This window comes from Streptomyces sp. NPDC020597 (assembly GCF_044335095.1).
Classification (GTDB): Bacteria; Actinomycetota; Actinomycetes; order Streptomycetales; family Streptomycetaceae; genus Streptomyces.
The window spans coordinates 1-20,219 of sequence record NZ_JBIRUL010000034.1 but is presented as its reverse complement, the minus strand read 5'-3'; the positions used below and the strand labels follow the sequence as shown (position 1 = coordinate 20,219).

General features: G+C 70.2%; 20 protein-coding genes, 1 tRNA gene and 3 pseudogenes. 14 read left to right on the top strand and 10 right to left on the bottom strand.

The annotated features are described in order from the left end of the window. Nucleotides 1-12: 12 nt before the first annotated feature. Nucleotides 13-708 carry a CoA pyrophosphatase gene (locus tag ACH4ZA_RS35140; protein WP_319275655.1) on the bottom strand — a complete coding sequence of 232 codons (696 nt, stop codon included), beginning with the start codon at nucleotides 706-708 and terminating at the stop codon, nucleotides 13-15. 112 nt (nucleotides 709-820) lie between these two features. Then, entirely contained in the window at nucleotides 821-1,879 is a 1,059-nt protein-coding gene (gene nth, locus ACH4ZA_RS35135) for an endonuclease III (RefSeq protein WP_398433271.1), read from the bottom strand. A gap of 461 nt (nucleotides 1,880-2,340) precedes the next feature. Here nth and ACH4ZA_RS35130 point away from each other — a divergent pair, with 461 nt between their 5' ends. Together ACH4ZA_RS35130 and ACH4ZA_RS35125 are read left to right on the top strand one after the other, a co-directional pair. Continuing rightward, entirely contained in the window at nucleotides 2,341-3,015 is a 675-nt protein-coding gene (locus ACH4ZA_RS35130) for a Crp/Fnr family transcriptional regulator (RefSeq protein WP_020129286.1), read from the top strand. A gap of 197 nt (nucleotides 3,016-3,212) precedes the next feature. Further along, nucleotides 3,213-4,040: a nucleotidyltransferase domain-containing protein gene (locus ACH4ZA_RS35125; RefSeq protein ID WP_319275657.1), complete on the top strand. Its 828-nt coding sequence runs from the start codon at nucleotides 3,213-3,215 to the stop codon at nucleotides 4,038-4,040. Between the two features lie 55 nt (nucleotides 4,041-4,095). Here the strand turns inward: ACH4ZA_RS35125 and ACH4ZA_RS35120 are convergent, their stop codons facing one another. The 4 genes from ACH4ZA_RS35120 to ACH4ZA_RS35105 all read right to left on the bottom strand — a co-directional run bounded on the left by ACH4ZA_RS35120 (nucleotide 4,096) and on the right by ACH4ZA_RS35105 (nucleotide 6,619). Then, entirely contained in the window at nucleotides 4,096-4,926 is an 831-nt protein-coding gene (locus ACH4ZA_RS35120) for an MBL fold metallo-hydrolase (RefSeq protein ID WP_319275659.1), read from the bottom strand. 91 nt (nucleotides 4,927-5,017) lie between these two features. Further along, nucleotides 5,018-5,896, bottom strand: a complete 879-nt coding sequence (locus tag ACH4ZA_RS35115; protein WP_319275661.1) for an NUDIX hydrolase — start codon at nucleotides 5,894-5,896, stop codon at nucleotides 5,018-5,020. Nucleotides 5,897-5,999: 103 nt separating this feature from the next. Continuing rightward, entirely contained in the window at nucleotides 6,000-6,464 is a 465-nt protein-coding gene (locus ACH4ZA_RS35110; protein ID WP_319275662.1) for a RidA family protein, read from the bottom strand. Then, nucleotides 6,461-6,619 carry a DUF4177 domain-containing protein gene (locus ACH4ZA_RS35105; protein WP_020129281.1) on the bottom strand — a complete coding sequence of 53 codons (159 nt, stop codon included), beginning with the start codon at nucleotides 6,617-6,619 and terminating at the stop codon, nucleotides 6,461-6,463. The genes ACH4ZA_RS35110 and ACH4ZA_RS35105 overlap by 4 nt, the downstream gene beginning before the upstream one ends. 120 nt (nucleotides 6,620-6,739) lie before the next feature. On the opposite strand from ACH4ZA_RS35105, the gene ACH4ZA_RS35100 reads away from it, so the two are divergent. Further along, nucleotides 6,740-7,717: an ArsA-related P-loop ATPase gene (locus tag ACH4ZA_RS35100; protein WP_057577838.1), complete on the top strand. Its 978-nt coding sequence runs from the start codon at nucleotides 6,740-6,742 to the stop codon at nucleotides 7,715-7,717. Continuing rightward, nucleotides 7,714-9,111: an ArsA family ATPase gene (locus ACH4ZA_RS35095; protein ID WP_319275665.1), complete on the top strand. Its 1,398-nt coding sequence runs from the start codon at nucleotides 7,714-7,716 to the stop codon at nucleotides 9,109-9,111. The genes ACH4ZA_RS35100 and ACH4ZA_RS35095 overlap by 4 nt, the downstream gene beginning before the upstream one ends. 20 nt (nucleotides 9,112-9,131) lie before the next feature. Here ACH4ZA_RS35095 and ACH4ZA_RS35090 read toward each other — a convergent pair whose 3' ends face one another. Further along, complete coding sequence (locus tag ACH4ZA_RS35090; protein WP_173985868.1) at nucleotides 9,132-9,470, bottom strand: WhiB family transcriptional regulator; 339 nt, start codon at nucleotides 9,468-9,470, stop codon at nucleotides 9,132-9,134. A gap of 407 nt (nucleotides 9,471-9,877) precedes the next feature. Here ACH4ZA_RS35090 and ACH4ZA_RS35085 point away from each other — a divergent pair, with 407 nt between their 5' ends. After that, complete coding sequence (locus ACH4ZA_RS35085; protein WP_398433238.1) at nucleotides 9,878-12,169, top strand: transglycosylase domain-containing protein; 2,292 nt, start codon at nucleotides 9,878-9,880, stop codon at nucleotides 12,167-12,169. Nucleotides 12,170-12,368: 199 nt separating this feature from the next. Here ACH4ZA_RS35085 and ACH4ZA_RS35080 read toward each other — a convergent pair whose 3' ends face one another. Then, the gene (locus tag ACH4ZA_RS35080) at nucleotides 12,369-12,833 is read right to left on the bottom strand and encodes a GatB/YqeY domain-containing protein (RefSeq protein WP_319275667.1); all 465 of its coding nucleotides are present in this window, start codon (nucleotides 12,831-12,833) and stop codon (nucleotides 12,369-12,371) included. 367 nt (nucleotides 12,834-13,200) lie between these two features. Between ACH4ZA_RS35080 and ACH4ZA_RS35075 the strand changes: the two genes are divergently transcribed. The 4 genes from ACH4ZA_RS35075 to ACH4ZA_RS35060 all read left to right on the top strand — a co-directional run bounded on the left by ACH4ZA_RS35075 (nucleotide 13,201) and on the right by ACH4ZA_RS35060 (nucleotide 15,739). Beyond that, the gene (locus ACH4ZA_RS35075) at nucleotides 13,201-14,127 is read left to right on the top strand and encodes a metallophosphoesterase (protein ID WP_319275669.1); all 927 of its coding nucleotides are present in this window, start codon (nucleotides 13,201-13,203) and stop codon (nucleotides 14,125-14,127) included. A gap of 99 nt (nucleotides 14,128-14,226) precedes the next feature. Continuing rightward, a complete protein-coding gene (locus tag ACH4ZA_RS35070) occupies nucleotides 14,227-15,009 on the top strand; it encodes a Pr6Pr family membrane protein (protein ID WP_398433237.1) in 783 nt (260 codons plus the stop codon). A 42-nt stretch (nucleotides 15,010-15,051) separates the two neighbouring features. Then, nucleotides 15,052-15,125 (top strand) — tRNA-Pro (locus ACH4ZA_RS35065). A 461-nt stretch (nucleotides 15,126-15,586) separates the two neighbouring features. Further along, on the top strand, nucleotides 15,587-15,739 hold the full coding sequence (locus ACH4ZA_RS35060) for a hypothetical protein (RefSeq protein ID WP_398433236.1): 153 nt from the start codon (nucleotides 15,587-15,589) through the stop codon (nucleotides 15,737-15,739). Between the two features lie 62 nt (nucleotides 15,740-15,801). On the opposite strand, the gene ACH4ZA_RS35055 is transcribed toward ACH4ZA_RS35060, so the two are convergent. Beyond that, on the bottom strand, nucleotides 15,802-15,960 hold the full coding sequence (locus ACH4ZA_RS35055) for a hypothetical protein (RefSeq protein ID WP_398433235.1): 159 nt from the start codon (nucleotides 15,958-15,960) through the stop codon (nucleotides 15,802-15,804). A gap of 32 nt (nucleotides 15,961-15,992) precedes the next feature. On the opposite strand from ACH4ZA_RS35055, the pseudogene ACH4ZA_RS35050 reads away from it, so the two are divergent. The 4 genes and pseudogenes from ACH4ZA_RS35050 to ACH4ZA_RS35035 all read left to right on the top strand — a co-directional run. Next, a pseudogene (locus ACH4ZA_RS35050) lies at nucleotides 15,993-16,530 on the top strand (HNH endonuclease); the annotation flags it as partial. A 64-nt stretch (nucleotides 16,531-16,594) separates the two neighbouring features. Continuing rightward, nucleotides 16,595-16,873, top strand: a complete 279-nt coding sequence (locus tag ACH4ZA_RS35045) for a CopG family transcriptional regulator (RefSeq protein ID WP_039657654.1) — start codon at nucleotides 16,595-16,597, stop codon at nucleotides 16,871-16,873. Then, nucleotides 16,870-17,295, top strand: a complete 426-nt coding sequence (locus ACH4ZA_RS35040) for a PIN domain-containing protein (RefSeq protein WP_398433234.1) — start codon at nucleotides 16,870-16,872, stop codon at nucleotides 17,293-17,295. Before ACH4ZA_RS35045 ends, ACH4ZA_RS35040 begins: the two co-directional genes overlap by 4 nt. A 51-nt stretch (nucleotides 17,296-17,346) precedes the next feature. Next, nucleotides 17,347-17,764 (top strand): annotated as a pseudogene (locus tag ACH4ZA_RS35035) (transposase); the annotation flags it as partial. Between the two features lie 11 nt (nucleotides 17,765-17,775). Here the strand turns inward: ACH4ZA_RS35035 and ACH4ZA_RS35030 are convergent. Further along, nucleotides 17,776-19,062 (bottom strand): M48 family metallopeptidase, encoded by a 1,287-nt coding sequence (locus ACH4ZA_RS35030; RefSeq protein WP_319275699.1) that lies wholly within the window; start codon nucleotides 19,060-19,062, stop codon nucleotides 17,776-17,778. 395 nt (nucleotides 19,063-19,457) lie between these two features. Between ACH4ZA_RS35030 and ACH4ZA_RS35025 the strand changes: the two are divergent. Further along, nucleotides 19,458-19,593 (top strand): annotated as a pseudogene (locus ACH4ZA_RS35025) (transposase); the annotation flags it as partial. Between the last annotated feature and the right edge of the window lie 626 nt (nucleotides 19,594-20,219).

The following is a 20,219-nucleotide window of genomic DNA, read 5'->3' as shown; positions in this document are numbered from 1 at the left end:
GGGCTCACCCTGTCATGACCGCCAGTCCAGCGGGACCCGCTTCTCACGGTCCCAGGGCAGCTCCCAGCCCGCGAAGTGCAGCAATCGGTCGATCACGCCCGCCGTGAACCCCCACACAAGGGCCGATTCAACCAGGAATCCCGGGCCGTGATGGCCGCTCGGATGCACGGTCGTGGCCCGGTTGCCCGGATTCGTGAGATCCGCCACGGGGACCGTGAAGACCCGGGCCGTCTCTCCGGGGTCGACGACGCCCACCGGGCTCGGCTCACGCCACCAGCCCAGCACCGGGGTGACGACGAAGCCGCTGACCGGGATGTACAGCTTGGGCAGCACGCCGAAGAGCTGGACGCCGGACGGATCGAGCCCGGTCTCCTCCTCCGCCTCGCGCAGGGCGGCTCTGAGCGGTCCGTCACCGTGCGGGTCCCCGTCCTCAGGGTCGAGGGCGCCGCCCGGGAAGGAGGGCTGGCCCGCGTGGGAGCGCAGGGAGCTCGCACGCTCCATGAGCAGCAGCTCGGGGCCGCGGTCGCCCTCGCCGAACAGGATCAGAACGGCCGACTGGCGCCCCGCGCCGTTCGCCGGGGGGAGGAAGCGGCTCAGCTGGGGGGGCTGGACGGTCTCCACGGCACGCACCACCGGGTCCAGCCAGGCAGGCAGGCCCTCCTTGCTGACCGTCACCGAACCGCCCTGGGTATCGCTCGCTCGCCTCATCGCCACACCACCCCCCGTTCTGCCGAGTCCAACGCCCGAACACCGGCAGATCGTTCCACGGGGCCCATTTCGACCATCACGGCGGTGGGACCCGCGGCCGTCGGCTCTCTCGTCATCCGGCCCCCAGCGGCGGGGCCGGCCTGCCGCCCGCGTCGAGGTAGGACCGGGGCGGATTCAGCCGCTGGCCGGGGAAGCCGCCCTTCTCGTACTTCAGGAGCTTCTTGGCCTTCTCCGGGTCCGTCTCCCCCTCTCCGTACGAAGGGCACAGGGGTGCGAGGGGGCAGGCGCCGCAGGCGGGCTTGCGGGCGTGGCAGATGCGGCGGCCGTGGAAGATCACGTGGTGCGAGAGCATCGTCCACTCGCTCTTGGGGAACAGCGCCGCTATCTCGGCCTCGATCTTGTCGGGCTCCGTCTGCTCGGTCCACTGCCAGCGCCGTACGAGCCGCTGGAAGTGCGTGTCCACGGTGATCCCGGGCCTGCCGAACGCGTTGCCCAGCACCACGAAGGCGGTCTTGCGGCCGACTCCCGGCAGTTTCACCAGGTCCTCCAGCCGGCCGGGGACCTCCCCGCCGAACTCCTCCACCAGGGCCTTGGAGAGGCCGATCACCGCCTTCGTCTTGGCCCGGAAGAAACCGGTGGGGCGGAGGATCTCCTCCACCTTCTCCGGGTCCGCGGCGGCCAGGTCCTCCGGGGTGGGGTACTCGGCGAAGAGACCGGGCGTCGTCTGGTTCACCCGGAGATCGGTGGTCTGCGCGGACAGGACCGTGGCGACGATCAGCTGGAACGGATTGACGAAGTCCAGCTCGGGATGCGCGTAGGGGTAGATCTCCGCGAGCTCCCGGTCGATACGGCGGGCGCGGCGGACGAGGGCGGTGCGGGACTCGGGCTTCCTGACGGCGGCCTTCGCGCCCTTCGCGGCCTTGGGGGCCGTGGCGACCTTCTCGGCGGCGACCCGCTTGGCGGGCGCTTTCTTCGCCGGAGCCTTCCGGGCTTGAGCCTTCTTCGCTGGCACCTTCCGGGCTTGAGCCTTCTTCGCCGGAGTCTTCTTCGCCGCAGCGTTCTCGGCGGGAGCCTCCTCGGTCGGAGCCTTCTCGGCGGAAGCTTTCCCGGCCGGAGCCTTCCCGGCCCGCCCCTCACCGGCGGCGGTTCCCGTGGCCGGGGACCTCTTCACCGGCGCTTTCCCGGCCACCGCCTTCTTCGCCGCAGCGGGCCCGTCCGCGGCTTTCCCGCCGCCCTTCTGCTCCTCGGCAGCCTTCTCGGCGACTGCCCCTCCAGCCGTTTCCACGGATTCGCCACCCGGCATCTCGTTTGCCACCTTTGCCGTTTTCCTACCACCACCAGAGTTCTGTTCGCCCACAGCGGAAACGCGTCGTACAACCACCCGCCCAGCCCCCTAGGCCTGTGCTCTCACCGGCGTTTTGGACACTCGGCCAGCCTAAAGCCCGGGACAGACATCCGCCCCGGACCCTGAAGATCAGCCCCCAATTGGACCCCTGCCGCTTACCTCAGGACATGTGTGCGGCATCCTTGTGACAGATCACACTGTTTGGACCTTCCGGCAGAGTGGGGAACACGGTCCCCTGGTACCCGGGGGAGCAAGATCCCCCGAGCAGGTCGACAAGGAGAGAACTCGTGGACGACGTTCTGCGGCGCAACCCGCTCTTCGCGGCACTCGACGACGAGCAGGCCGCGGAACTGCGCGCCTCCATGAGCGAGGTGACCCTGGCCCGCGGCGACTCCCTCTTCCACGAGGGCGATCCGGGCGACCGGCTCTACGTCGTCACCGAGGGCAAGGTCAAGCTCCACCGCACCTCCCCGGACGGCCGGGAGAACATGCTGGCCGTGGTCGGCCCCAGCGAGCTCATCGGAGAGCTGTCGCTCTTCGACCCGGGCCCGCGGACGGCGACGGCCACCGCCCTCACCGAGGTCAAGCTGCTCGGCCTCGGCCACGGCGACCTCCAGCCCTGGCTGAACGCCCGCCCGGAAGTGGCCACCGCGCTGCTGCGCGCCGTCGCCCGGCGCCTGCGCAAAACCAACGACGCCATGTCCGACCTGGTGTTCTCGGACGTTCCCGGCCGTGTGGCCCGCGCCCTGCTGGACCTCTCGCGCCGCTTCGGCGTGCAGTCCGAGGAAGGCATCCACGTCGTCCACGACCTCACGCAGGAGGAGCTGGCGCAGCTCGTCGGCGCCTCGCGCGAGACCGTGAACAAGGCCCTGGCGGACTTCGCCCAGCGCGGGTGGCTGCGCCTGGAGGCACGCGCCGTCATCCTCCTGGACGTCGAGCGACTGGCCAAGCGCTCGCGCTAGCCGCCGGCTGCCCCCGAGGGCGACCCGGTCGCCGTGACGGTCCCTGGGGGCCACCCGCCCCCAGGCAGGCCGGCCCCTGCCGACGCCCTGAGCGACCGGCGCGTCCGCGCTGCGCAGCAGGCCCCGCCCCCGCGGCGGCGTAGCCGCGCCCAAAAAATGATCCGCCGAGGCGCCGCCACGGGCAGCACAGTGGTCCCATGGCAGAAACGCTTCCCTCCCGAGGTCTCGACGCCCAGGGGTACATCGCGCGCGAAGGCTCCCTCACGCGCGTGCCGACGGCGTTCCGGCCGGTCGTCGCGGGTGCCCGGGACGGCCTCCTCGACTTCTTCGCGGCACGGCTGCACAGCGCGTACCTCTACGGATCGATCCCGCGCGGCACCGCGCGCGTGGGGCGAAGCGACCTCGACCTGTTCGTCGTGCTGCGCGAGGAACCGACCGACCGGGACCGGGCGGCGGCGGAAGCGCTCGAGGGGACTCTCGACGACGAGTTCCCGCAGATCGACGGCTGCGGCACGCTCCTGGTCGACCGGCCGCGCGTGCTGAGCGACCTGGAGACGCACGACCTGGGATGGTTCGTGGCCTGTCTGTGCACTCCCCTGCTCGGCGAGGACCTGGCCGAGTACCTCCCCCGCTACCGCCCCGACTCCCTCCTCGCACGCGAGACCAACGGCGATCTCGCCCGGCTCCTGCCGCGCTGGCGCGAGCGCATCGCCGCGGCCGGCTCCGAGGGCGCCCGGCTGCCCCTCGTCCGGTACATGTCCCGGCATCTCGTACGGACCGCCTTCACCCTCGTCATGCCCCGCTGGAACGGCTGGACGAGCGACCTCCACGAGATGGCGCGGGCCTTCGGCGGGTACTACCCGCGGCGCGCGGAGCAGCTCCGGGCCGCGGCCGTCCTCGGGTACGCGCCGCGGGGCGATGCCGGAGTCCTCTCGTCGTACGTCGACGACGTGGGCCCCTGGCTCGCACGGGAGTACGCGCGCGTGCACGGCGTGAAGGCCCTGAGACCGGCCGAACAGGCCTGACCGGGTCCGACCCGGCCGGGCGCGACGAAGTCCGGCCGAGCGGGGCGCCGGGACGTCAGATGAGTCCGTGCTCCGTCAGGTACTCCATCTGGGCCCGCACCGACAGCTCCGCCGCCGGCCACAGGGAGCGGTCGACGTCGGCGTACACGTGGGCGACGACCTCGGCGGGGCTGCGCCGGCCGTTCTCGACCGCGGTCTCGACCTGGGCGAGGCGGTGGGCCCGGTGGGCGAGGTAGAACTCGACGGCGCCCTGGGCGTCCTCCAGGACCGGGCCGTGACCGGGTAGGACCGTGTGGACGCCGTCGTCGACCGTGAGGGACCGCAGTCGCCGCAGGGAGTCCAGATAGTCGCCCAGGCGCCCGTCCGGGTGCGCCACGACGGTCGTGCCCCGGCCCAGGATCGTGTCGCCGGTCAGGACGGACCGGTCGGCCGGGAGATGGAAGCACAGGGAGTCGGCGGTGTGGCCGGGCGTCGGGACGACCCGCAGCTCCAGGCCACCCACGGCGATCACGTCCCCGGCGCCCAGGCCCTCCTCGCCCAGCCGAAGCGCCGGGTCCAGGGCCCGAACCTTCGTGCCGGTCAGCCCGGCGAAGCGGACGGCGCCCTCGGCGTGGTCGGGGTGGCCGTGCGTCAACAGGGTCAGCGCGACGCGCTTGCCGGCCCGCTCGGCCGTGTCCACGACAGCGCGCAGATGGCCGTCGTCGAGCGGCCCCGGGTCGATCACGACGGCCAGGTCCGAGTCGGGCTCGGAGACGATCCAGGTGTTCGTGCCGTCCAGGGTCATGGCGGACGCGTTCGGGGCGAGGACGTTGACCGCGCGCGCGGTGGCCGGGCCCGAGAGGGCTCCGCCGCGGGGCTGTCCGGGGAGGGCGGCTGCGTCGGTCATGCCGGGCTCCCTTCCCCGGCGCCGGGTGCAACGCGGCGGTGGCGGTCGTCGGCCGGGCGGAAGGCCGGGCGCGGGGCCGGGTGGAAGGCCGTCATGCGGGCCCCTTTCCGGTGGCCTCGGCGCCGATCCGCTTGGTGAACTCGTCGTGCCCGGGCCAGGAGAGCACGACCTCGCCGTCCACCAGCCGGGCCTGCGCCAGGACGGGCGTGAGGTCGAGGTCCGGGGCCGCGGCCAGCGCTTGTGCCGCCGTGGCGAACGGGGTGAGCCGGCGCAGGGTCGCGATGGTGGGCGGCATCATCAGCAGCTCGCCCTTGTCGTACGAGGCGGCCGCGTCCGCCGGGCGGATCCACACCGTGCGATCGGCCTCGGTGGACGCGTTGCGCGTGCGCTGTCCCTGCGGCAGCGCGGCCACGAAGAACCAGGTGTCGTAGCGGCGGGTCTCGAACTCGGGGGTGATCCAGCGCGTCCAGGCGCCCAGCAGATCCGACCGCAGGACGAGGCCGCGGCGGTCGAGGAACTCCGCGAATGACAGCTCGCGGGCCGCCACCGCGGCCCGGTCCGTCTCCCAGTCGGCGCCCGTGATGTCTCCGACGACCGAGTCGGGCGTCGGACCCGCGAGCAGGACGCCGGCCTCCTCGTAGGTCTCCCGCACGGCCGCGCACACGATCGCCTGTGCGGCCGTCTCGTCGACGCCCAGCCGCTCGGCCCACCACGCGCGCGTGGGGCCCGCCCAGCGCACGTGCCGGTCGTCGTCGCGGGGGTCGACTCCGCCGCCGGGATAGGCGTACGCGCCTCCGGCGAAGGCCATGGAGGCGCGTCGGCGCAGCATGTGCACCACGGGACCGGTGTCGGTGTCCTTGAGGAGCATGACGGTGGCCGCGCGCTTCGGGACGACCGGAACGAGGTCGCCGTCCGCCAGCGCGCGGATGCGTTCCGGCCAGTCCTGCGGAAACCACTGCCCATTCGCCATGGGCGCGAGGCTATCCCGTGGTGCGCGAATGTTCGAGAGCTCGCCGAGGTCAGCGGGCTCCGGCGGGACGCCTGCCCGCCGTCGGGGAACGGCGGGGCTGGCCCTAAGGGGCGAGCTCCACCTGGATCTCGACCTCGACCGGCGCGTCCAGCGGCAGCACCGCGACGCCGACCGCGCTGCGCGCGTGCACGCCCTTGTCGCCGAAGACCTCGCCCAGCAGCTCGCTCGCGCCGTTGAGCACGGCGGGCTGGCCGGTGAAATCCGAGGCCGAGGCCACGAAGCCGACGACCTTCACCACGCGCGCGACGCGGTCCAGGTCGCCCGCCACCGACTTGACGGCGGCCAGGGCGTTCAGCGCGCAGGTGCGGGCCAGCTCCTTGGCCTCCTCGGCGGTGACCTCGGCGCCGACCTTGCCGGTGACGGGCAGCTTGCCGTCGACCATGGGCAGCTGGCCCGCGGTGTAGACGTACGGGCCGGACTGCACGGCGGGCTGGTAGGCCGCGAGGGGCGGCACGACCGCCGGCACCGTCAGGCCGAGCTCGGCGAGCCTCGCCTCGACCGCGCTCACGCCTTCGCCCGCTTCAGGTAGGCGACGAGCTGCTCCGGGTTGTTCGGCCCGGGCACGACCTGGACGAGTTCCCAGCCGTCCTCGCCCCAGGTGTCCAGAATCTGCTTCGTGGCGTGGACGAGCAGCGGCACAGTTGCGTATTCCCACTTGGTCATGGGGGCGACTGTATCCGCTGGCGGGCAGAGCCCCGTTTCACAGGCCATGTGGCCGATTGCCGCCCCCGTTGTCCACAGCCTCCCGATTGCCTCGGGCGCGGACTGGTTACGCTCGAAGACGTGAGCAGGCTCCAGGTCGTCAGCGGCAAGGGCGGGACCGGCAAGACGACGGTCGCCGCGGCCCTCGCGCTGGCCCTCGCCACGGCAGGGAAGCGGACGCTTCTCGTCGAGGTGGAGGGCCGGCAGGGCATCGCACAGCTCTTCGAGACTCAGGCGTTGCCCTATGAGGAACGCAAGATCGCGGTCGCTTCGGGGGGCGGTGAGGTCTACGCCCTCGCCATAGACCCCGAACTGGCCCTTCTGGACTATCTCCAGATGTTCTACAAGCTGGGGGGTGCCGGGAGGGCCCTGAAGAAGCTGGGCGCGATCGACTTCGCCACCACCGTCGCGCCCGGCCTGAGGGACGTGCTCCTCACCGGCAAGGCGTGCGAGGCGGTACGGCGCAAGGACAAGAACGGGCGGTTCGTGTACGACCACGTCGTCATGGACGCCCCGCCCACCGGTCGCGTCACCCGCTTCCTGAACGTCAACGACGAGGTCGCCGGGCTGGCCAGGATCGGCCCGATACACAATCAGGCGCAGGCGGTGATGAGGGTTCTGAAGTCGGAGCAGACCGCCGTGCACCTCGTCACACTGCTGGAGGAGATGCCCGTCCAGGAGACGGCGGACGGCATCGCCGAGCTGCGGGCGGCGAAGCTGCCGGTGGGGCGCGTCATCGTCAACATGGTGCGGCCGGAGATGCTGGACGAGGACGGTCTGGAACTCGCACGGACCGTGACGCGTTCTTCGGTCGCCCGGTCGTTGTCCGCCGCCGGGCTCGGCGGGGCACGGCGGGGCGGGCACGCCGAGCGGCTGGTGGACCCGCTCCTGCGGCAGGCCGAGGAGTACGCCGAGCGCTACGCGCTGGAGCGCGAGCAGCGCGCGGTCCTCGGCGAGCTGGATCTGCCGCTGCACGAACTGCCCTTGCTCGCCGAGGGCATGGACCTCGCGGGCCTGTACCAGCTCGCCAACGAACTGCGGAAGCAGGGGATCGCATGAGCGCGGACCGGACGCACGACCAGGGGGCCACCGGTCGCCGTCTCACCCCCGCGCCCGTGCTCGACCTCGATCCGCTGCTCGACGACCCGGCGACGCGCATCGTGGTGTGCTGCGGCTCGGGCGGTGTCGGCAAGACGACCACCGCGGCCGCCCTGGGGCTCAGGGCGGCCGAGCGCGGCCGCAAGGTGGTGGTCCTCACCATCGACCCGGCGCGCCGGCTCGCCCAGTCCATGGGCATCGACTCGCTCGACAACACCCCCCGCCGCGTCAAGGGCGTGGAGGGGGACGGCGAGCTGCACGCGATGATGCTCGACATGAAGCGCACCTTCGACGAGATCGTCGAGGCGCACGCGGACGGCGACCGGGCCGCCGCGATCCTGGGCAACCCGTTCTACCAGTCGCTCTCGGCGGGCTTCGCGGGCACGCAGGAGTACATGGCGATGGAGAAGCTGGGCCAGCTGCGGGCCCGGGACGAGTGGGATCTGATCGTCGTCGACACCCCGCCCTCCCGCTCGGCACTGGACTTCCTGGACGCGCCGAAGCGGCTCGGATCGTTCCTGGACGGCAAGCTGATCCGCGTCCTGCTCGCGCCGGCGAAGGTCGGCGGCCGCGCGGGGATGAAGTTCCTGAACGTCGGGATGTCGATGATGACCGGCGCGCTGGGCAAGCTGCTCGGCGGGCAGCTGCTGAAGGACGTGCAGACGTTCGTCGCGGCGATGGACTCGATGTTCGGCGGCTTCCGCACGCGCGCGGACGCCACGTACAAGCTGCTTCAGGCGCCCGGCACGGCGTTCCTGGTGGTGGCGGCTCCCGAGCGGGACGCGCTGCGGGAGGCCGCGTACTTCGTGGAGCGGCTGGCCGCCGAGGACATGCCGCTGGCCGGTCTGGTCCTCAATCGGGTCCACGGCAGCGGTGCCGCCCAGCTGTCTGCCGAGCGGGCGCTCGCCGCTGCGGAAAATCTTGAAGAGCCCGGCATTGTGGATCAGGACGGCGGGAAAGCTGGAGTTCGTAACTCTCCCGACAACCACGGCAGTTCAGCACCCTCCGCACCTGATCCGGAGCGCGACGCCCCCACCGGAGCGGCCCGGACCACGGACCACCCCGGGACCACCGGGACGGAACGGACGCCGACCACGGACGCGCACGACGGCGCGGACGCGGACCGGACCGTGGACGACCTCACCGCGGGCCTGCTCAGACTGCATGCGGAACGCATGCACCTGCTCTCCCGCGAGCAGCGCACACGGGACCGCTTCACCGCCCTCCACCCGGAGGTGGCGGTGGCCGAAGTGGCCGCGCTCCCCGGTGACGTGCACGACCTGGCGGGGCTGCGCGACATCGGACAGCGACTCGCGGCCGACCGGCCGGAGCTGCCCGAGACCGCCGGTTCCTGAGCCCGGGCCGAGGGTTCCCCTCAGCCCACCGCCGCGAAGGTCTCGTACATCCGGTCGTCGTCGAGCGGCAGGATGCCCGCCCCACGCTCGTACTCCGAACGCGCCGTCTCCAGGAGCCGGCGCCAGGAGGTCACCGTCGGCCGCCTGCGCAGCAGTGCCCTGCGCTCGCGCTCCGTCATGCCTCCCCACACGCCGAACTCGACGCGGTTGTCGAGCGCGTCGGCCAGGCATTCAGTGCGTACCGGACATCCGGTGCACACTGCCTTGGCTCTGTTCTGCGCTGCTCCCTGAACGAACAGTTCATCCGGATCGGTAGTGCGGCAGGCAGCCTGCGCACTCCAGTCGGTAACCCAGCCCATACCGGCGCCGTCCTCTCCCGAATCGAGGCTCCCCCACGGCGGCAGCGGCATATTCACCGCCGCCAGTTGAGGACGTTACGGAAGGCGGGCACAGCGCAACACCCCCTTCGGGCCCAATCTTGAATGGCCCGAACGGACTATGCGTAAGCGGCAGATCACCCGGGGGAGTGAGCCTGCGACATGTGTGACTTTCCCGGCGAACGGGACAGTTCAGTTGAGTCACAACGGACGCCGGGTGACACACAAGGCGGATTCGGGCACACCCCCACCAAAAAAGTCGGGGAACCTCCGGAACGATTCGGGGTCGCCGGACGTATTGATACGGAGCCCTGCTGCTGTGACAGTTGCGAGCAGCTTAGGCCAAGGCATTGACGCGTGTCCGGCGAATGAGAACGTAGGCTGCCCTCATGCCAAAGAAGCGCTCGGGCGGTGGTCTGTCGCCAACGCAGCAGGCCGCCAAGTTCCTCGGTGTCAGTGTGCTCGCGGGAGCCGTGCTGGCGGGCATCGCCCTGCCCGCCTTCGGCGCGCTGGGCCTGGCCGCCAAGGGGTCGGTGGAGTCGTTCGACGAACTCCCGGCCAATCTCAAGACGCCGCCGCTGAGCCAGCGCACCACGATCCTCGACTCCGAGGGCGGCCAGATCGCCACCGTCTACTCACGTGACCGCACGGTGGTCGACCTGAAGAACGTCTCGCCCTACATGCAGAAGGCGATCGTCGCGATCGAGGACTCGCGCTTCTACGAGCACGGCGCGGTGGACCTCAAGGGCGTCCTGCGCGCGCTCAACAAGAACGTGCAGAACAGCGGGGTGTCCCAGGGCGCCTCCACGCTCACGCAGCAGCTCGTGAAGAACGTCGCCGTCGAGGAGGCGGGCGACGACCCGACGAAGGTCGCGCAGGCCACGCAGCAGACCATCGGGCGCAAGATCAAGGAGCTGAAGTACGCGATCCAGCTCGAGGAAGAGCTCAGCAAGAAGAAGATCCTCGAGAACTACCTCAACATCACGTTCTTCGGTGAGCAGGCCTACGGCGTCGAAGCGGCCTCCCAGCGCTACTTCTCCACGCACGCCAAGAGCCTCACGCTCCCCCAGGCCGCACTGCTGGCCGGCATCGTCCAGTCGCCGAGCCGCTACGACCCGGTCAACGACGAGGCCGAGGCCACCAAGCGCCGTAACACCGTGCTGAAGCGCATGGCCGAGGTCGGCGACATCTCCGAGGCCGAGGCGGCCACCGCGCAGAAGGCGCCGCTGGGCCTGAAGGTCAAGAAGCCGAAGAACGGCTGCATCACCGCCGTCAAGGGCGCCAGCTTCTTCTGCAAGTACGTCGAGCGCGTCTTCCTCAGCGACCCGGTCTTCGGCAAGACCAAGGAGGAGCGGGCGAAGGTCTGGAACCAGGGCGGCCTGACGATCCGGACGACGCTCGACCCGCAGTCCCAGAAGTCCGTGCAGGACTCGCTCAAGGACCACGTCTACAAGTCGGACAAGGTCGCCGGGGCCGCGACCCTCGTCGAGCCCGGCACCGGCAAGATCCTCGGCATGGGCCAGTCGAAGCCGTACGGCTACGGCAAGAACGAGACCGAGTACAACTACTCGGTCAACGCCTCCATGGGCGGCTCGAACTTCGGCTTCCCGACGGGCTCCACCTTCAAGCCCTTCGTGGCCGCGGCCGCGCTGGAGGAGGGGCGCCCGCCGAACCAGTCGTACTCGGCGCCGTACCAGATGGCGTACCCGGACACGGTCCAGACGTGCAGCAGCAAGCCGTGGACGAACGACGGCAGGCCCAAGTACACCCTGGAGAACGAGAGCGCGTCCGAGAAGGGGCCGTACCAGCTGCAGAAGGCCATGGAGCTGTCGGTCAACACCTACTTCGTGCAGATGCTCGCCGACATCGGCATGTGCCCCGTGGTGAAGATGACCGACAAGCTGGGCGTCGTCCAGGGCAACGGCACCAAGGTCCCCGAGGTGCCCTCCTCGATGACCCTCGGCTCCACCGGCCTCTCCCCCCTGACGATGGCGAGCGCCTACGCCGCCTTCGCCAGCCGCGGCATGTACTGCACCCCGATCGCCATCGAGTCGATCACCCAGACCGTGGGCGGCACGAAGAAGTCGCTGGAGGTCCCGAAGTCGACCTGCTCGCGCGCGATGAGCGAGAAGACCGCGGACACCATCAACACCCTGCTCAGCGGCGTGGTCGACTCCGGTACGGGCAAGCAGGCCGGCCTGTCCGGTCGCGACAACGCCGGTAAGACGGGTACGACGGACTCCCGCAAGAACGCCTGGTTCGTCGGCTACACCCCGAACCTGTCGGGCGCCGTCTGGGTCGGCAGCGCCACCCAGAAGGTCGAGATGACCAACATCTGGATCGGCGGCCGCTACCACCCTGAGGTCTACGGTGGCGACACCCCCGGCCCGATCTGGCGCGACGCCATGACCGGCGCACTCGAGGGCAAGGAACCCGCACCGTTCAACAAGGTCTTCATCCCGAAGCCCCCGGAGAAAGAGCGCGGCGACAACGACGGCAACGGAAACGGGAACGGAAACGGCCGCAACGACGGCGGCAACGGGGACGACGGCGGTTTCCTCAGCGGACTGCTCACCAACGGTGGGAACACCAACGGCGGCAACGCGAACCGGGGCAACGGAAACGGCGGCTTCTTCCAGGGCCAGAGCAACGGCGACGACAACAGCGGCGGACGCGGCTGACACCGGCCGAGCCGCTGAACCGGCCGGAGCGAGCGGGTCCGGCCGAGCCGACCGACCCGGCTGACCTGAGCCGGCTGAGCCGGAGACGTGAAAACGGTCCCTGACCCTCCCGTGAGGAGGGTCAGGGACCGTTCTGTTTCAGCGAGCCGGCAGGATCGGCTCCGTCGGGTCAGCGCGCCCGAAGGGTCAGTCCGTCGGGTCAGCCCGCGAGCAGCTTCTTGACGACGGCGGCGACGCGGCCACCCTCCGCCAGACCGGCCACCTTCGGGTTCACGATCTTCATCACGGCGCCCATGGCCCGCGGCCCCTCGGCGCCGGCCGCCTTCGCCTCCTCGACGGCCTGCCCGACGATGTCGTTCAGCTCGTCGTCGCTGAGCTGCCTGGGCAGGTAGCCGGCGAGCAGCTCACCCTCCGCCTTCTCCCGCTCGGCGCTCTCGGGGCGACCGCCCTGCGCGAAGGCGTCGGCCGCCTCCCGGCGCTTCTTCGCCTCCTTGGCGATCACCTTGAGGATCTCGTCGTCGGAGAGCTCGCGCTTCTCCTTGCCTGCGACCTCCTCCTTGGTGATCGCGGTGAGCGTCAGCCGGAGCGTCGAGGAGCGGAGCTCGTCGCGCTCCTTGATCGCGGCGTTGAGGTCTTCCTGCAGCTTCGACTTGAGCGTGGTCATGGGTCTGATTGTCGCAGGTGTGGACTGCCCGACGCCCGGTCATTTACCGGGCGGTGCGGGAAGGGCGCGGGGCAGCGGCGTCCCACAGGCCTCAAGGGCCAACGAGGGCAGGCCGCTTGGGGGGACGGCGAGGCGGCGCCGTGCAGTGCGCCGTGCAGTGCACCGTGGAGTAGGGCAGGGCAGGGCAGGCGGAGACAGCGCGGTCGGAGACAGGCCTTGCAGCAGGCTCGGTGACGGGAGTGGGGCAGCGGACCGCCGTCACCGTCCGGCGGACGGACGGGGCGGACGGACGGGTCGGACGGACGGGGCGGACGGACGGGGCGGACGGACGGACGGAAGCAGCGGCCCGGTCTGAGACGATGGACGTATGCGCGCGCGATATGGAGTACCTCTGTCCATTGCGGCGGTCGGCACCGCCGGTCTGGTGTACGCGGCGGGTTTCGAGGCCCGCTCCTTCCGCCTCCGGCGAGTCACCGTCCCCGTCCTTCCCGCCGGAATGCGCCCCCTGCGCGTATTGCACGTCTCCGACATCCACATGGTCGGCGGCCAGCGCAAGAAGCAGCGCTGGCTGCGCTCGCTCGCCGGACTGCGCCCCGACTTCGTGATCAACACGGGCGACAACCTGTCCGACCCGGAGGGCATCCCGGAGACGCTGGACGCGCTGGGGCCCCTGATGGAGTTCCCGGGTGCGTACGTCTTCGGCTCGAACGACTACTACGGCCCGAAGCTGCGCAACCCCGCCCGTTACCTGCTGGAGAAGGTCCAGGGCCGGCACGGCCTGAACGGCAACGCGCCCGCGGTGGACGTCGTCCACAACCCGTGGGAGGACCTGCGCGACGGCTTCGACGCCGCAGGCTGGCTCAACCTGACGAACACCCGGGGCGTACTGAAGGTCGAGGGCGCGTCGATCGAGCTGACGGGACTGGACGACCCGCACATCAAGCGCGACCGCTACGCGCGGGTGGCCGGCGGTCCCTCGGAGTCGTCCGACTTCTCGATGGGCGTGGTGCACGCGCCGTACCTGCGGGCCCTGGACCCCTTCACGGCGGACGGCTACCCCCTGATCCTGGCCGGCCACACCCACGGCGGCCAGATCTGCATCCCCTTCTACGGGGCCCTCGTCACCAACTGCGACCTGGACACGGCCCGCGTGAAGGGCCTGTCGACCCACACGGCGGAGGGCCGCACCTCCTACCTCCACGTCTCCGCGGGCTGCGGCGCCAGCCGCTACACCCCCGTCCGCTTCGCCTGCCCGCCCGAGGTGACGCTGCTGACGTTGGTGGAGCGGGAGTAGCGGGACCCTCTCCGGGTTCCTCTCTTCCGCAGGCTCAGGGCGTCCCCCGAACGGCCCACCCGTATCGCCCGGAATGTCCCGCCTGCCTAGCGTGAGGGCATGACCGCGCCGATACCCAGGGACCTCCCGGACCTGCCCGCCATCCCGCGGACCCACGCGATCCTGCTCTCCTCCGTCCCCGCCTCGGCGGTGGTGCCCCCCGCCCGCCGCCCACTGGCCGCCGTGCTCCGCCTGCTCCTGGCCGGCACGGCGGCGGCGGGCGTGACCCTCGCGTTCCTGCTGGGCAGCCCGCTGCGGGTGCTCAGCCACTTCGCGATTCAGAGCAACATCCTGCTGGCCCTGGTCACGCTGCTGTCCGCCCGCCGGGCATGGACGGCCCGCCGCCCGCTCCCCGCCGCCCTTACAGGCGCGGCCCTCCTCTACGTCATGATCACCGGCCTCGTCTACCACCTGCTCCTCGCAGACGGGCCCACACCCTTCCCGCTGACCGGCACGACGGCCCTCACGGGCTGGCACCTGGTCGCCGTCCACCTCCTCCACACCGTGACCCCGATGGCCGCCGTCATCGACTGGCTCCTGCTGACCGCCCCGGGCCGACTACGCCTGCGCCGGGCCGCCACCTGGATGCTGTATCCCACGCTCTACCTGGCCTTCTGCCTGGCCCGCGCCCAGCTGATCACCCCCGGCACGCCGGGCCGCTACCTCTACCCCTTCCTCGACGCCGAGGCCCACGGCTACAAGCACGCCCTGGCCAACGCCCTGCTCCTCGGGCTCTCCTTCTACGCCCTCGCAGTCCTCCTCGTGGCCCTCGACCACACCCGCCCGAACCCCGTCACCCACCGCGCCAAAACCGGATTTCGTCTCCGGCCACCGGTGGGCTAAAGTAAACGACGTCGCCGCGACAAGCAGGACAAGCAGCGACATCGGGGTGTAGCGCAGCTTGGCAGCGCGCTTCGTTCGGGACGAAGAGGTCGTGGGTTCAAATCCCGCCACCCCGACGCTGGTCAGAGGCCACATACGGACTTCCGTATGTGGCCTCTGTCGTGCCCGGGGGGCCAAACAGGGGGCCAAAGGAAGTCGATCAGGACGTAGGCGCCGTCCTCTTCCGCCCTCTCGGTTTTCGGCCATCACCTCGCCGCTCCCCCCGAAGCCGGGCTACGAAGTGACCAGTGCGAGCACGCCTCGAACCGAGGTACACGACCCGGCAAACCCCTGTAATCTGAGAGTCGTTCGTGCCGCGCCAACGCGGTGCCCCTTCTGCGCCCGTCAGTGACCTCTTCGACGGGCAGGGCTTCAAGTCGAACTTTGGAAGGAAACGGAAAGCGAGATCGAGAGTGACATGGCATGTCCATGGCAACTCCGGGATGCTTTCCTGCGCCTCGGATGAGCCTCATGAGCTCCGGTCCGAGCAAGTCCGTTCGGATTCGGCCCTGCACGCTAAGAGGGGATCCAAGTACGGATGAAAGAAAAAATCATCAAGGGTCTGGCCATTGCCGGGCTTGCTCTGTTCGGGATTGTGTACCTGGCTCATGGGGTGAGTGACGCGGCTACCGCCACCCTCGACGCCCTCACCGAGGTACGAGAAGCCTGGCACGATTTGGACAGCAACTGACACCAGCCATAGAGGAGCCCCCTCGGAGTCATCTCCTTGGGGGTTCTCTTCGTGGACTTCCATCAGGCCGTCGCGTCGCCCTCTTGAGAGTCTTCCGCTTCCTCCTCTTCCCGATCTTCAGCGAAGATGTCGTCCATCGCTTCGGCGCCCTCCGTGATCACCGGACGAAGCTGCTTGCGGTATACCGCCTCCGTGGTGGCTTGGCTGCTGTGGCCGACCAAGAGCGCGATCCTCTCCAGAGGGATGCCGTGGCCTGAACTTCCCTCCCTCGCTCCAAGGCGATCTCTGCGAAGCCGTCGGCCTGGAGCTGGAGCCGACGGAGAGCGAACAGTTCTCGGCCGTGCGCGGGCGGCGGGATCCCCGGATGCGGGAGCAGGTCCTGACGGCATACGAGTACCAGTGCGCCTTCTGCGGCTACGACGGCAGGATCGGCGCGGTGCCGGTCGGGCTGGAGGCCGCGCATGTGCACTGGTGGGCGTTCGACGGCCCTGACGACGTCGACCACGGCCTGTGCCTGTGCTCGCTGCACCACAAGCTCTTCGACAAGGGCGTCCTCGGCATCGGATGGGGGTCCCCCCGCTCGAGCGAAGCCGAGAGTGGGGGAAGTCACCGCATCCTGGTCTCGCAGCGCTTCGTCGGCCACAGCCCCGCCGCCCGCGAGCAAGTCATAGCGCTCGCCGGCCGCCCGCTCATCGGACCTCAACCGGGTGCCAGTCCCGTCGCGGCGGTCCACCGCTCCTGGCACCAGCCAGGTCTTCCACGGCAGCCCACGCCCCGCCCCGGCCGCCTGATCGCCGAGCGCCTATCACGTGACCCGCTGGTAAGGAGTGCGATACCGGGAGTATGGTCTCTTGTATGGCGACGAAGAAGGTAACCGTGACGATTCCCGAGGATCTCCTGGACGAGATCCGCGCGGACGCGGCAGAGCGGGGCCTGTCGGCGTATGTCGCCGAAGCGCTGCGCTTCAAGCGTGACCGGGACCGGCTCCTGGAACTGGTCGACTGGCTGCAGGAAGAGCACGGCCCCATCACCGAGGACGAGCATGCGGCAGCGCTCGTCGAGCTGGACGAACTCGACGCCGAACACGAGCGGCGTCGAACCGCCGGAAAGCACAACGCCGGAGAGGCTGCGTGAAGAAGCGAGCCGCCGAGCACGGACAGCGACCCCTCCGCGTCTTCGTACTGGACTGTGAAGCCCTGTCCCTTGCGGTACGCGGCGACCGGAAGATGATCGCCTGGCTCGACCTCGCGGCACGCGGGGAGGCCGAAGTGGTGACGTCCCCGATGACACTGGTCGAGGCGTACGACGGCAGAACGACCGAGCAGCGCTGGGACTGGGTACTGTCCCGGCTCCAGGTCGTCGACATCGGGAAGGACGAGGCCCGCCAGGCGCGTCGCCTCCTGGCCGACGCCAAGTTGCACGGCCACAAGTACGCGATCGACGCCGTGCTCGCCGTCGTCGCGCGACAGCAGAAGGGACAGGTCACCGTCTTCACATCGGACGTCGACGACCTGGAGAAGCTGGTCCCGGACACGATCGTCGTCAAGAAGGTCTGACCCGACCCGCACCCCTCCAGCGCCCGCAACCGCGATGGGGTTCATCGACCCGGACCGGGCGGCACCGGTGAGCCCGTGGCGGCCCTGATCAGGCCGGGAAACGCAGGCTCGAACACGGCCACCGACCACATCACCACCCGCCCAACTGGCGCTGGCCCAACTGCCGAAGAAGTACCGGCGCGGACGTCAGACCCTGATACGCACCGACTCCGCGGGCGGCACCCACGACTTCGTCGCCTGGCTCGCTCAGCGAGGACGGTGGCTGTCCTGCTCGGTCGGCATGGTGATCACGGACACCATCCACCAGCACGTGCTGAAGGTTCCGGAATCCACCTGGACACCCGCCGTCGAGGCCGACGGCGAAATCCGTGACGGCGCCTGGATCGCCGAACTCACCGGCGATGTCCTGGACGGCTGGCCGAAGGGCATGCGGCTGATCGTCAGGAAGGAACGGCCCCACCCTGGCGCCGTCGCGGTGGCTCAGTCTCCGAGGCCGTCGCGTAGCAGGCGTCGGGCCGCCTCGGTGCGTGCCACGGCAAGTTCCTTGACGATCTGCTCGGTTTGGTGGGCTTGCGGCATCACCGCGGCTGCCACGGGTTCCCCGGCAAGCAGGCAGGCGCGCCGCAGATGGGTCGGTGGGTGGGTGCTGTCGACCTGGTGTCCGCGTCGCGCTCCGGCGCGGCGCTGTCGTTCGTACTCGTGCTCCGGGACGGACGCCGCGTATGTGGTGAGCAGCCCCCACAGCTCATCGGCCCGGGCTGTGGCCTCTCGGGTCGACCTCGACCCGCCGAGAGCGGCACGGTTTGCCTCGCTGCGCAGCAGGATCTCGATCGTTTCGGTGATGAGCAACCGGTCCATGAGGCCCACCGCCGCTTGGGTGGAAGCGGTTCGGGCGGCCAGCCGGTCGGCGAGGTACTCGGCCCGTACCCCGGCCCGCGACGTCAGTCGGAGGAGCAGTTGCAGTACTCCTCGGACCAGCAGACGTGGCACCACGTAGAGGGCGTTGACGGCCATCTCGACGGCGGAGGGATGCGGAAGCGGTCGCAGGGTGTGGTGCCAGAGGTACAGGGTGCGCACCGCCGTGCCCACCACCAGGCCGTTGCGCGTGTCGCCGTTGGCGTAGTGGGCCAGTTCGTGCCCGAGCAGCGCGATCCGCTCTGCGGGCGTGAGGACCTCCCACAGCGGCATGCCCAGCACCAGTAGCCGTCGGCCGCGCACACCGTACGTCATGACACTGGCGTTGATGCTCCCGTCCACTGCGATCGCGTGCACGCTCCGGGTACCAACCGCCCGCGCCACCTCGTCCACCAGGGCGAAGAGTTCGGGCGCGTCGGCCCGGAACAGCACGGACCTGTCGTCGGGCAGGCGGCCCACCCTCGGGGCGAGCGCCCAGGCGAGTACGAGGAGCACCAGACCCGCCACCACGGTGACGGCGCCCCGGCCTGCCACCATGCACCAGACACCGCCGGCTGCGAGCGCGAGGGTGAGGCCGTGCACGGCCAGTGCGAGCGCGGTGGCCGTCACCGCCGAGGCGTCGCGCCGCGGGCGCGGTGTGTGCCCGCTCAGCATCTCGGTGAGCAGTTGCTCGCCATGTCGTCGGGCCAGGGCGCGCCCAGCTCGTTCGAACCGTCCCGCCTCCGGCTGCGGCGCATTGGGGTCCACGTTCCAGTCGCAGGCGGCGCACCAGAGGGTGAACCGGCTGTCGCCGCGGATCTCCGTGCCGCAATCCGGGCACGGCTGTGTCGTCTCGCTGGTGACGGCGGGCATCACGGTTTCCCCTCCTCAGCGGCCCTCCCCGAGCCGCCAACTGCTAATACGGATTGATCTGATCACACGGCGAAGCCACGATGAAGGCCGATCGTCCGCACGGGGTGAACCGTGATCCCGCCGCAACCGTCCGAGGGGTGGCGGGGCCGCAGGATGTCCTTCTCCAGGCCGGATCGAACGAGGGCCAGTCTGCCCACGTTGACGTCAGCATTAAATGTCATTGGGACAGGCTGGGGACTGGGCAGACATTGCTGTCGATCATCGACCAGAGCGTGAAGAGCCTCGCCCGGCGTGTCAGAGAGCTGACCGCCGCGCACGAAGCCCTGACCCGGGCCCTGGACAGCGAGACCACCGCCCGCAACCCCGGCCTGCGGGCTGTCCGCGGAGTCGGCCCCGACACCGCGGCCCAGCTGCTGGTCACCGCCGGCGGCAATCCCGAACGTATGAGGACTGAGGCTTCCTTCGCCGCCCTTTGCGGAGCCGCCCCGGTCCCCGCATCCAGCGGCAGAACTAACCGGCACCGCCTCTCAGCGGCGGCGACCGGGCGGCCAGACCGCCCGCTACCGCATCGCCCCGGTCCACATGTCAGCGACTCCCGCACCCGCGAATGCGTAGCGCGGCAGACCACCGCGGGCCGGACGAAGAAGGAGATCATCCGGCTGTTGAAACGGGTCATCGCCCGCGAGATGTTCCGCTGCCTGACCAGCGCGGTGACCATCCCCGGCATCGCCGACCTGCGGCCTCTGCGCCAGTCCAAGAACATCAGGATCACCGCGGCCGCCCGTCACTTCGGCCTCTGGCCGGGCACCATCTCCACCCTCGAACGCGGGATCCGCCGAGACGAGGACCTCGCCCGCACCTACCGCGACTGGCTCCGCGCGGCCTGGCCTTTCGACGCGAACACCACTTCACTCATAGACGGTGGCGGCCTGAAGCGCTCTGGCCAGGAAGGTCCAGTCCCCGCCTTCCGGGAGATCCTCCCCCACGTTCTGGTACCAGCCCGGCGAATCATGCATCCATGCCGCGAGGGCCTCAAGGAAACCGTCGAGGCTCTGGTTCTCCCATTGAGCAGTGTGCATCGTGAAGTTGCTGGTCACGGGTCTGGTATGCGTAGGGTTCGGGATGCTCGGACTGGTCGCGGGCGGATGACTTCCGTG